9 protein-coding genes are annotated in these 12,290 nt (G+C 49.7%); 2 read left to right on the top strand and 7 right to left on the bottom strand.

The annotated features are described in order from the left end of the window. Positions 1-40: 40 nt before the first annotated feature. From ACXAGX_RS02545 to ACXAGX_RS02515, 7 genes are all read right to left on the bottom strand, one after another. Complete coding sequence (locus ACXAGX_RS02545) at positions 41-2,734, bottom strand: NahK/ErcS family hybrid sensor histidine kinase/response regulator (protein WP_474836388.1); 2,694 nt, start codon at positions 2,732-2,734, stop codon at positions 41-43. Further along, the gene (gene nosP, locus ACXAGX_RS02540) at positions 2,700-3,911 is read right to left on the bottom strand and encodes a nitric oxide-sensing protein NosP (RefSeq protein ID WP_474818869.1); all 1,212 of its coding nucleotides are present in this window, start codon (positions 3,909-3,911) and stop codon (positions 2,700-2,702) included. The genes ACXAGX_RS02545 and nosP overlap by 35 nt, the downstream gene beginning before the upstream one ends. Positions 3,912-3,990: 79 nt before the next feature. Further along, the gene (locus ACXAGX_RS02535) at positions 3,991-4,713 is read right to left on the bottom strand and encodes an ABC transporter ATP-binding protein (RefSeq protein ID WP_474836386.1); all 723 of its coding nucleotides are present in this window, start codon (positions 4,711-4,713) and stop codon (positions 3,991-3,993) included. Beyond that, entirely contained in the window at positions 4,710-5,549 is an 840-nt protein-coding gene (locus ACXAGX_RS02530; RefSeq protein WP_474836384.1) for an ABC transporter permease, read from the bottom strand. Before ACXAGX_RS02530 ends, ACXAGX_RS02535 begins: the two co-directional genes overlap by 4 nt. After that, positions 5,491-6,471, bottom strand: a complete 981-nt coding sequence (locus tag ACXAGX_RS02525) for an ABC transporter substrate-binding protein (RefSeq protein WP_474836382.1) — start codon at positions 6,469-6,471, stop codon at positions 5,491-5,493. The genes ACXAGX_RS02530 and ACXAGX_RS02525 overlap by 59 nt, the downstream gene beginning before the upstream one ends. A gap of 120 nt (positions 6,472-6,591) precedes the next feature. Next, a complete protein-coding gene (exaC, locus tag ACXAGX_RS02520; protein ID WP_474836380.1) occupies positions 6,592-8,109 on the bottom strand; it encodes an acetaldehyde dehydrogenase ExaC in 1,518 nt (505 codons plus the stop codon). A gap of 142 nt (positions 8,110-8,251) precedes the next feature. Next, on the bottom strand, positions 8,252-9,418 hold the full coding sequence (locus tag ACXAGX_RS02515) for a porin (protein ID WP_474818874.1): 1,167 nt from the start codon (positions 9,416-9,418) through the stop codon (positions 8,252-8,254). A gap of 370 nt (positions 9,419-9,788) precedes the next feature. Here ACXAGX_RS02515 and ACXAGX_RS02510 point away from each other — a divergent pair, with 370 nt between their 5' ends. Together ACXAGX_RS02510 and ACXAGX_RS02505 are read left to right on the top strand one after the other, a co-directional pair. Then, positions 9,789-11,882: a TonB-dependent receptor gene (locus ACXAGX_RS02510; protein ID WP_474836379.1), complete on the top strand. Its 2,094-nt coding sequence runs from the start codon at positions 9,789-9,791 to the stop codon at positions 11,880-11,882. A 41-nt stretch (positions 11,883-11,923) separates the two neighbouring features. Further along, entirely contained in the window at positions 11,924-12,121 is a 198-nt protein-coding gene (locus tag ACXAGX_RS02505) for a hypothetical protein (RefSeq protein WP_474836377.1), read from the top strand. Positions 12,122-12,290: the final 169 nt, after the last annotated feature.

Below are 12,290 nucleotides of genomic sequence, written 5' to 3'. Positions count from 1 at the left end.
GTCATGGCCGGACTTAAGTGATGAGACAGGTTGTCTGAAATCACTCCCCAGCCTTTTTCGACATCAGGTTGCTCAACGCCAGTTTCATCTTGTGAGGCTTAACCGGCTTGTTCAGAAGTGAATAGCCTTTGGCCCGCACGGACTGACGAAGCTCGTTGGTGTAGTTGGCAGTGATCATAATTACGGGCACATCGCTGCCCAGCTCTCGCTCTACAATTTCCAGCGCGTCAAAGCCCGTATCTCCATCGTCGAGGTGGTAATCAGCAACGATGAGATCAGGTTGTAAGTCTTTTAGCCAGTTATCCCGCGCCAGGTCTTCCAGTGTTTGTACGCTGGTCACATCAATGCCCCAGCCGGTAAGTAACTCTTCCATACCACGACAAATGGCTTCGTCGTTATCAATGATCAGTAGGTTTGCACCTTCCAGGTGACTGTTAAACCGGTCTTGTACGGCAGGTTTAATGGGTAAATCTGCTGTACTGCGTTGAGTACCAAAGGGAAGGGTTACCGTGAAGCGGGAACCTTTGTTCTCCACTGATGCTACGCCGATTTTGTGATTCATCACGGTAGCGAGTTTATCTACAATGGCCAGACCTAAACCCAAACCTTGATCGTGACGCCGTTTTTTCGCTTCTACCCGGTTGAATTCCTGGAATATTTCGCTGAGCTTATCTTCCGGTATACCGATGCCGGTGTCGCAGACCTGAATTTCAAGGCCGTGGGCTCTGCGTCGCGCACCCAGCAGAATTGTGCCTTCATTGGTGTAGCGAATGGCATTGGAAAGCAGGTTTCGCAGGATGCGGGCCAGTAGATAGCCGTCGGAATTTACTACTCTGGACGAGTTACGGAAACGGAATTTGAGCCCTTTCGCTTCTGCTTGAGGACGGAATTCAGCTTCCAGATTTGTCATTAAATCTTCAACCGCGAAGTCGTCGAGTACGGGCTCAATAAGGCCCGCTTCCAGCTTAGAAATGTCTACCAGGGCGGAAATTAGCGATTCGAGATTTTCCAATGAATAACTTAATGAATTTGTCAGCTTTAGTGCTTCTGGTTGTAACTTTTGTTCTGCCAGCGCGCTAACAAACAAGCGTGCGGAGTTCATAGGTTGAAGTAGATCGTGACTGGTGGCAGCCAGGAACTTACTTTTTGATTCGTTGGCGTGGTCGGCCTCGCGCTTAGCTTCCAGCAAGTGGATTTGTGCTAACTGGCGGTCTTCAATTTCTTTGCGCAACTGTGCGTTAATCTCAGAAATTTTCTTGGTACGCTGATTAACCCGCTGCTCCATGTAATCATAAGCATGCTTAAGGGCCCGGGCTGTTCTACGTTGTTCGGTGACATCCTGTTCAAGGGCAAAAAAGCCCACCACGTTGCGGTCGTGATCGAAATGGGGAATGTAGGTTTTATTGGAGATCCGGCTATTGCCATTTTCCATGGTACTTTCCACCTCGAAATTCACCGATTGCCCCAGCATCGCCCGCTCAATGTAGATAAACAGATTATTGAAGGCCTGCTCACCCAACACGTGGCGTAGGTGCTGACTGATGATCTCTGAACGGGAACGGTGATACCACTTTTCGAATTCGCGGTTAACGAACTCGTAGCACATATCTTTATTCACGTAGGAAATAAGCGCCGGCATGGCATCGGTAATTAAGCGAATGCGCTGCTCGCTTTCCTGTAATGCACGCTGATGATGACTGCGCTCGGTAATATCGGTAAAGGTATTGAGCATGCCGCCAGAAGGGATCAGGTGGCTCTTGAACAACAACACACAGCCATTTTGCATGGTCACTTCTGTCTCGCAGAAGCCATCGTCGTTTAGTTGTTCCGATAACCGTAATGCGGGCAGGGCATGTAGTTCGCTATTGGCGAGCAGTTCATCATACTTGTCGCCTCGGCGCACCTCACTTTCCTGTAAACCGGCAAACTCAAGAAACTGCTGATTCCAGGTTTCCAGCTCATTGTTTTCGTTAATGAGCGCCACACCCTCGGTCATGTTTTCAAGGGTAGATTTCAGCAACTGTGCTTGTTCCGCCATGGCGGTTTGATAGCGAAGTTCTTCGGTCTTCTTGATGTTGGTGATATCGGTGTACACCACCACCAGGCCATTTTCAGCGGTTTTCCTTTCCGACATCTGAATCCAGGTGTCGTCGCGCAATTTAAAAATCGTCTGGGTAATGGATTCAGGAAACGCACTGACTTTACGTTGAACCTTGCAGCTATGATCGACTAACGGCAGCGAAGCGGCGGTGATTTGCTGAAAAGTTGTTACTCCCATTTCGAACTTAATGCCGAAACGGTTCCAGAATTCACGGCAACGATTGTTTACCAACACAATTTTCCGTTCGGCGTCGAACAACACAAACGATTCTGAAATACTCTCGATGGCGTCGGTGAGTCGTTGTCTGTCTTGATCTGACGATACCCGGCTAATTTCCGCTTCGTGGCGAGCCTGATCGAGTTGTTGGTTTGATTCTTCAAGCCGGTGCAGGGTTTGCTGAAGCTTGTAGGTACGCTCTTTAACCTTGTCGGCCAGCAGTGCTGCGTCTTCAAAGCTTTGATATGCATCACTGTGGTTGCCCCAGCCCATTTCCACACGGCGCATTAATACCGAATTGATTTTATTGAGCTTTTCATTTTCGTAACGAAGCCGTTCCAGTTCGTCGGAAGCGGATTCAGTTTCAACGGCCGGGTAGGGGCTATGAGTAGGTATGTTCTGGCTGGAATTCGTCACGGGGATATCCTATAGCAACACCAGTGAAGGTATGATTAAGGTGTAACCCATTGATTTGCTCACCATAGGTATTAAAGCCAATGACATTGTGCTCCCGGTATAACGCAGACATTTCTGTTTCCAACTGATACTCGTCAACTTCAGCGCGGCGATGCACGCAATCGAAGCCAATAAGCAGTTGGATCTCACCCACTGATTCTTCCAATAAATTAAAGATCATTGAGGTATGAGAAAGCAAGCCAGGTGAGGTCATTTGTGTAAGCACTACGCCTGCGTCTATTGCGCAGAAGAAGGTAAGGCTAAGGTCGTCATTAACCTGCTGAATACTACGAATGTAGAGATGATCACCAATCTGAACCGCCAATGGATACATGGCAAACGTGCGAGGATTGAGATCTTCCAGTTTCAGGTTATTAATGCGGCAGTATTCCAGTGCAGCAGGCTCGGCATTGAACTCTTGCACCACACGTAAATTGGGTGAAACCTGAGTGACTACCAGTTTTTCCTGCTGCGGAGCCAGATGATGCTGCGAAAATACTTCAAACATACAGGTGGTATTCACCAGCATGAATACGGCAGCGTCGCTGTAGAATTTACCGTTATAGAATACCTGGGTGTCTACGAAATGCTGGTCATCACCGGCAGAACCTCCCACCAGCGGCACTTCATGCAAACTGGTACTCAGAGCGGCAATTACCTGCTCCTCGCGGATGGATAATCCGTCGAGCAATGTCATAGCAAAGCAATGCTTGTCGATAGGAGTGGGCGTGACAGCCTTTTTACGTAGATTATCCATCATGCTGGCAACCAAAACATCGGCGTCGTTCTTAGTAAACGCCGTCAGGTTCTCAATGAGTACTGACTCCACTGCAAAAGACTGATGGCTTAAACCAAACGCACTAATGCTATGTTTACAGTACCCAAAAGGGGTTATTTCACCCGCAGATGTACACCCGATAACGGTAATATCAGGGAAGTAGCGCGATAATTCACGGGAGAGTAACTCCAGCGGATATCGTGTGCAGCAATAAAATACCACGCAGGTAGGCTCACACGGAGCAAGTGCCCGATAGATTTCAGCAGCAGCTTTTACCGGGTCTTGATTTTCACTCCCGGCGCGGGCTACACCGCTGACTACATCGTGGGCGACAGCCAGTTGTGCTTGTTGACGACTCATGTTTCCTCCAGAGGTATGGAGGAATAATATCTGTTTCACAAATGCTTAACAACAATGTTGTGCAATTTCACATACGGACTCACCTGTCTGTGTCTCCATAAAGGAGTGCCGGGAAGGCGTTATACAGTGGTTTACATACCTCATTGACCGCCTCATCGTGGAGGAATCGCGGGCGGGGCAGTGAGATAATTTCCTGGTGCACAATGGTCATGGGCTTTGCGTCTAATATCAGCACGCGGTCGGCTATGGTGACGGCCTCCTTTAAATCGTGGGTTACGTAAATAATGCTGAAAGGCTGTTCCTCTTTCAGCGTCAATAATAATCGTCGTAAACTTTCTGCGGCCGGGGCGTCCAGTGATGAAAACGGTTCATCCATGAGTAATACGCCAGGGTTAAACATCATCGCGCGCGCTAACGCCAGGCGTTTGGCCATGCCGCCAGACAATCGCGCAGGATAGCTGTTGATGTCTTTTTCCAGCCCTACCAGTGGGAGTAGTTTTTTCGCTTCGCTTTGTGGATCAGGATGGGTGGCGGGGGCAACCAATGTGACATTTTCCAGCGCAGTGAGCCACGGCATCAGGCGGGCTTCCTGGAACATTAATCCAACAGGACGCTCGGGCACTTCGGCAATCGTACCGTCGTATTCAGTATCGAGCCCGGCGATAATGTTCAGCAGCGTACTTTTTCCTGCGCCAGACGGGCCAATAAGAGCAACAATTTCACCTTCTTCAACGGAAAAATTCAGATCGGCGATTAGTGGGGTAGCGGCTTCAAATGCCTTTTGTTTGACTTCAATTCTCATCGTTGACGCCACCCTGACACCCTTTTTTCAAGCGGGCGTAAAACCAACGCCTCAATGCCGTATACAATGCTAACAAAGGCCAATGTGTAGGCTAAAATGGCGGTGATATCGAACAGTTGGAAATAGGTAGAAAGCTGAAAGCCAACCCCATTACTGCAGCCAATAAGTTCTACTACCAGCACGATTTTCCATACTAGGGCAAGGCCGCCTCGTGCAGCCGCGATGACATACGGATAAAGCTGAGGTAAATACACCTTGCTGAAGGTTCGTAGTGGAGACAACTGGTAAACTTTGGCGACTTCCATCAGTTTGTTGTCTACGGCACGGGCGCCTTCACGCAGGGTCACCGCCACATTCGGCGCCTTGTTTAACACCACAGCCAGAATAGCGGCGATATCGTTCAGACCGAACCAGATAAAGCACAGGATGATGGTGACCAGTGCAGGTACATTCAGCATGAGAGTAAGAATGCTGTCTGCCCAGTCATCAACCCGTTTGCTATGACCCATAACCAGGCCAATGGCAATGCCGATTACCATAGCAATAGAAAATGCAATGGCAACGCGGAGTAACGTTTGGCTGAGGTGATACAGTAGCGGGCCTTGCAATTCACTACCTAAGCGGGCAAATACGTCTGTTGGCGCAGGCAAGAGCGCAGGGTTAAACACGGCCACGCACACTTGCCAGAAAGCCAGTAACAGGCACACTGATGCCAGCCGCTTCAATACCGGAAGCTGGTACCAACGCTGAGTGCTGGCATTTAGTTCGCCAGACACGCTATTCCCATTGCCAAAGGATGGCTTCTGGCAGGGCTGTGAGGCTACCGGTGACATCATTGTCTTCCTGGTTGGCTACAAGCATGGCAAACACCTTCGCCATGGCGGGTTCGGTTTGTTCGGTCACGTGGGTGAAGACGCCATCACGGAATCCGGCAATAAGGTAAGGCTGCGCAGGTTGTGGATAGCGAGTGAAAGCGGGTAGCGATTGCCATACCTCGTCCTGTTCTTTCATTTTTTGCTTCGCGTCGGCTGACAGCGCCAGAAATGAATTAATCGCGCTACGGTGCTCATTAGCCCAGTTTTCACTGAATACCCAGCCTAGTACCGGTAATTTTGTCTCGATACCTGAAGCTTGAAGTAAGTCTTCCATTGTCAGCAGTGTCGGCATATCTTCAGCGTTAAGCTGCGCAGCGTAGTGCCAGAAGTTGAGTACACCGTCCAGTTCGCCTTGTTTTACCAGTGCATTAAGCATGGGGGGCGCACCGAATTTAACGACGATGTCTTTGCCCAGTATTAATCCGGTTTGTTGCTGAATAAATGTTTTGAATAGCACCCAGTTTTTATTGGTTTTCCCGCCGGCGATACCGATAGTTTTGCCTTTTAAGTCACTGAGTGAATGAATGTTTGCGTTGTTTCTAACAACAAGTTGGCCACCGTTAGACGAGTAAGGCGCGAAACGGTATTCGCGGCCAAGGCCTTTTTGTCTGGCAACCCATAGCCAGTCGTTGAGAATGACGTCTACTTTTCCGCCCTGAAGTGCGACAAGTAGCGCCTGAGTAGATGCAAGTGGTATCGCCTCTACTTGAATATCATCGTTTTTTTGCAAGCCTAGGTGTTCAATGGCCTGCATTTCCCAGTTCACTGTGCCGTACTGTAAAACACCTACGCGGACAACGTCTTTGGCAAACGCGTCTTTTACCAGTGCCAGACTGGAGAACAGGAGGCTTAGCAGTAACAGAATGCGCGGCAATACAGTCATAAGGTACTTTTTTCTTCTAGGTTTTGAGAATGGCTTACCTTATTAAGCGTAGACCAGCAGAGGAAAAAGGTACCCGCCAGAATGACGGGTACCGGACTTACGCCTTTTCAGGCAACGCTTTTAGAAAAAGCCCAGCGGGTTGATGTCGTAGCTGGTCAGCAGGTTTTTAGTCTGCTGATAATGGTCCAGCATCATCTTGTGGTTTTCACGGCCTACGCCAGATTTCTTATAACCACCGAATGCCGCGTGAGCCGGATAGGCGTGGTAGCAGTTCATCCATACACGGCCAGCTTCGATGCCGCGACCCATGCGGTATGCACGGTTTGTATCACGGGTCCACAGACCAGCACCCAGACCAAACTCGGTGTTGTTAGCGATGGCCAGTGCTTCCGCTTCGTCTTTAAATGTTGTTACGCCTACTACAGGACCGAAAATCTCTTCCTGGAATACACGCATGTTGTTGTTGCCTTTCAGCAGCGTCGGTTCGATGTAGAAGCCTTTATTGAAGCCTTCAACGTTGGCAGGACCGCCACCGATAAGGACTTCGGCACCTTCTTTCTTACCAATTTCCAGGTAGCCCAGAATCTTGTCATACTGCTCGGCAGAGGCCTGTGCACCCACCTGCGTATCAGTATCCAGCGGGTTACCACGTTTGATTTGCTGTGTACGGGCGATTACCAGAGAGATAAAGTCATCGTACATATCTTCCTGGATCAGAGCGCGTGAAGGACAGGTACATACTTCACCCTGGTTGAAGAAGGCCAGCACCGTACCTTCCACACACTTGCTGAGGAACTCATCTTCGTGCTTCATCACGTCGGAGAAGTAGATGTTAGGCGACTTGCCACCCAGTTCCACGGTCGAAGGAATGATATTCTCTGCAGCGCATTTCAGAATGTGTGCGCCTACCGGAGTGGAGCCTGTGAAAGCGATTTTAGCGATACGCTTGCTTGTTGCCAGTGCCTGACCGGCTTCTGCGCCATAACCGTTGATGATGTTCAGTACACCAGCAGGCAGCAGATCAGCAATAATTTCAGTCAGAACCAGAATAGACGCAGGTGTCTGCTCAGCTGGCTTGAGAACGATACAGTTACCCGCAGCCAATGCCGGAGCCAGCTTCCACGCTGCCATCAGGATTGGGAAGTTCCACGGGATAATCTGACCAACTACGCCCAGCGGCTCGTGGAAGTGATACGCGATGGTGTTTTTGTCGATTTCGCTGATAGAGCCTTCCTGCGCACGGATACAGCCGGCGAAGTAGCGGAAATGGTCAGCGGCCAGCGGGATGTCGGCGTTCAGGGTTTCACGAACGGCTTTACCGTTGTCCCAGGTTTCTGCCACAGCCAGTGCTTCAAGGTTTGCTTCGATGCGATCAGCAATTTTCAGAAGCAGGTTAGAGCGTTCAGTGGCTGAGGTCGAGCCCCAGGCCGCTTTTGCCTTGTGAGCCGCATCAAGCGCCAGCTCAACGTCTTCGGCGGTAGAACGTGGAATGGAACAGAATACTTCGTTGTTAACCGGTGAAACGTTGTCGAAGTACTGGCCTTTTACTGGAGCGACCCATTCGCCGCCGATGTAGTTGCCATATTGTTCTTTAAACGTTACAACCGAGTCTTGTTGTCCAGGTGCTGCGTAAATCATATTTATTACTCCGGTTTTTCAATTTTAAAAGCGTTGCCAGATCGCGAGTTTTAGTCTGTGGACAGCATTTTCGTCTGTCCCGACCCCGGCCCCGCGGACCGGAAATGAATGACTGTTATTTTTCTGGCAATCAAATAACAGTTTAGAAATTTACAATGCCGCCAATCGCGATAGTGTCGGCTTCTTCGTCACCGAGAATGCCGCTGAATTCACTGGAGGCGTATTCAACAGCAAAAGTGACGTGGCTGTTGTAGTTGTAGAACCAAGCAACCTGCATCGCTTCGTGGCCAATGTAGTCTGAATCTTCAATTTCGTTCTCACCGTAAGACACCACAAAACGGTGATCGTCCATTTTGTATGAACCTTGAACCAGATAACCGCTGCTATCTAATTCATTCATGTTCATGTCGTACATAGTTACTGGGCCTAAGCCAAGTGCTGCTTCTGTTGGGCCAAGCAAAATACCGATACCTTCACCGGTGTAACCTGATGCATGCAGTGCAAAGCCACCAAAGCCTACTTTTACGCCGTAAGAAGTACCTGTTGAGTCAACATCACCCATGGTGTCTGACTCTGAACTTTGGTTCAGGAAACCAACCCACGCTGTTACATTACCGCCGTCGAAATCAGTTGAGTAAGTGGCTTCCGCTTCGATGCGTGGTGCAGATTCTTCGCGGTCATCAGCCGCATTGACAGGTGATGGATCGATTGCTGCGATTGCTACTTTGAAACCGCCACCAAAAGTCGGTGTGGTATAACGAATTTGAGAGGTTGGCATAGGATAGGTGTAACCGCTGCCGATGTTACCGAATGAAACGCCCTGACCGTCGATAAGACCAAGCGTGTCATTCACGTTGCCGTAGCCCATCAGGATTTCATCTAAGAAAATGTTGTTACGGTTGAACAGGGTAAAATCTTTACCCAGTAACACTTCACCCCAGTCTGAACCGAGTGTTGCGTAGAACTGACGTACATCAATACCGGTTGAAGTTACCGTGCTGTTGCTGTCATTGATGGTGACCCAGAAAGAAGAACGTCCGCCTACTTTCAGGCCGTTGATGTCTTTGCTGAAGTTCATTCCCAGCCAGTTTGGCAGGAAGCCCATCTTAACGCGAGACTGGTCGCGTGATGTACCAGCAGCATCGCTTTCGGTGCTGGTATTTACGTAAAATGTGTTGAAAGACGCGTCCACAGATACTGTGGCAACTTCTGCGTCATCATAAATCGTGATGGCTGCATTGGCGCTTGAGCAAACCAGTGCTGATACGGCTAAGGCAAGAGGCTTGAGGCTTACGTTCTTGTTGTTCATGTGTTTCACCTATCTTTGATTTGTTTAGTTTTCGTATAGGCGGAGCAACAATTCACATTGATCCCGGGTTACTCATGCCCATTGTTCACTGATGCGTTGCCAGCGAACTTTTTTTGATGTTTCGAGTATTGTTGTCGGGGGCTAAATTGGAAACTCGTCGATAGGGGCGATTCGCTTATCCTTTAGTCCGTCAATGAAATGAAACTATAGGTGTACTTCCAAAGTAGTAGTATTGGCGGTGGCTTCAGGTAGCGCTAAAAAGTACCATTAAAACAAACCTGAATGAGGCCGTGCGCAGGCTTCCCCCACTGTTTTTTTCCACTTACTATTGAGACAGTTCAAGCTGTCTGTAATCCATTTTGAGAGAATTATGACTGCAAAGCGTCACAAATCATTTCCACTGAGCTCGCTGTACTGTGCCCTTTTGACTATGGGCGCAGTCTCTTCTGCGGCAGCGCAAACTGAAGCGGACAGCATTGAACACATTACAACCACTGCATCTCGCACTGGCACAGACAGCTTCACCCAACCGGTCACGGTAAGTAGCGTAGACGATGACGAGATTGCACTTCTGTCGGCAACACATATAGAAGAAGTGTTCGATAATATCGCTGGGGCGCAATTACAGCGCGGGAACGGCCAGGAATACCTTCCAGCATTACGCTCGCCGGTATTTTCGGGTGCGGGCGCCTGTGGCGGCTTACTTACTGCCGAAGACGGCATTCCTTTGCGATCGGCCGGTTTCTGTAACATTAACGAATTGTTTGAAGCCCACAGTGAAATGGCCCAGCGAATTGAAGTGTTAAAAGGCCCAGGCTCGGCACTTTACGGTTCTAACGCCATTCACGGCGTGGTGAACGTGATCACGCCAGATACCACGCAGGGTGGTGGTATGGCGGGTTTTGATTATGGTTCTTACGGCTACACACGATACAAGCTGCGCTCTGGCTACGACGCTGGGAATACTGGTGTAGGTATTAATGCCAGTGTGACCAGTGATAACGGTTACCGTGTTGATGAGGGGCTGAACCAGGAGAAAGTGAATCTTCGTCACCGCTACGAGGGCAACCAATTTTCTGTTAATACTGGCCTCACATATACCAACCTGGAGCAAGATACAGCGGGTTATATCAGCGGTACCGACAGCTACAAAGATAAAGCACTGGCGCAGGGCAATGAAAACCCGGAAGCTTACCGCAATGCCCGTTCACTACGACTGTGGAGCAAGGTAGCAATGACGCTGGATAACGGCGATGAAATCATTGTGACCCCTTATTTCCGCGATCAGGATATGGATTTTCTGATGCATTTCCTGCCAGGCCAACCCATTGAGAAAAACAGCCAGCGTGGTGCGGGCATACAAACGCTGTGGTCTCATGAATTGGCTGACAATATGACATTGCAGGCCGGTGTTGATGGCGAATACACCTCCGGTGATTTGTTGCAATATCAGGACTCGCCAACCGTAGGATCTGCATTTCTGGTAGAAACCATTCCTTCTGGTCGTCACTACGATTACAGCGTAGACGCCACCGTACTCGCGCCTTTTGCAGAACTCAGCGGAGACATCGACAACTGGCACTGGAGCGCGGGCGTGCGATATGAGCACACCAAATACGACTATACAAATAACATGAATGCTGGTCGGGTACGGGAAGATGGCACCACCTGCGGTATGGGGGGCTGCCGCTATACCCGTCCGGAAAGTCGCGATGACAGTTTCAGTAATTTCTCGCCAAAGTTAGGCGCATCGTATTCGCTATCAGACGATTTATTGGTGTACGGAAACCTTTCGCGGGGCTATCGCGCGCCACAAGCCACCGAGCTTTACCGTTTGCAACGCGCCCAATCTGTCGCCGATCTTGAACCGGTGGTTGCCGACAACATCGAAATTGGCCTGAAGAGCAAAGGCGACGTACTTCGCTACAACTTGTCTGTGTATCAGATGGACAAAGACCACTTTATCTATCGTGACAGCGATTATTTCTATGTGGCCAACGGCAAGAGCCGTCACCAGGGCATTGAGCTTGAGGCGGAATGGCAGATGAGCGAACAGTTTGCGTTAATAGTTGCAGCCACCGCAGCGAAACATACGTACCGCCATTCACAGCTTTCTGGCGAAATAGACATTAACGGCAATGGCATGGATACCGCGCCACGACATGTAGCCAACACCCGCCTTCGCTACACGCCGGCCGAAAACATTATTGCTGAACTGGCGTGGAATCACGTAGGCTCGTATTACACCGATCCGGAAAACCAGCATGAATACGATGGCCACGACATTGTGGACCTGAGAACCAGCTGGGATATCACACCGCAAATGACGGTGTCTGGACGAATTAATAACCTGTTTGATGAAGCATACGCAGAACGCGCAGACTACACCTCGTTCAGTGGCGACCGCTATTTCCCCGGTCGTCCGAGAAACTACATGGTTAGTCTCGTTTATCGTTGGGAATAAAATTTCCAACTGTATGTTACGGATGTGAATCTGGTGCGCGCATGGGTGAGGCGTTGATTTCTCAGAACCGTCTGCCGCAGGGAAGCGGCAGCCGAGGCCCCATGGATGGGTTTACGCCGTGTTCTGAAAAACAACGCCTTCCCCTTGCAGAAGCGCAAGACATCCTTGCTGAACGCCCACCTCATCCGCGCGCCAGACGTGCAGCGAACGTTTTAGCATGTGGTTGGTGGTGCGTATAGCGAGAAAGAGTCTGTAGTTGAAACCTTCCGCAGCATGGATGCTGCGGTAGAGCGCCCAGGGATGGGTTTACCGCGTGTTTCAAATACAGACTCTTTCTCGCTGTATAAGCAACACTCGCAGTTTTTCGAGCTATTGGATGACACCGTTTTCAAGACATTCAATAGCTGG

Source organism: Alteromonas sp. ABV4_515, from assembly GCF_056160345.1.
Note: the sequence above shows the minus strand (reverse complement) of the source record. Positions and strands in the feature narration are given on the sequence as shown.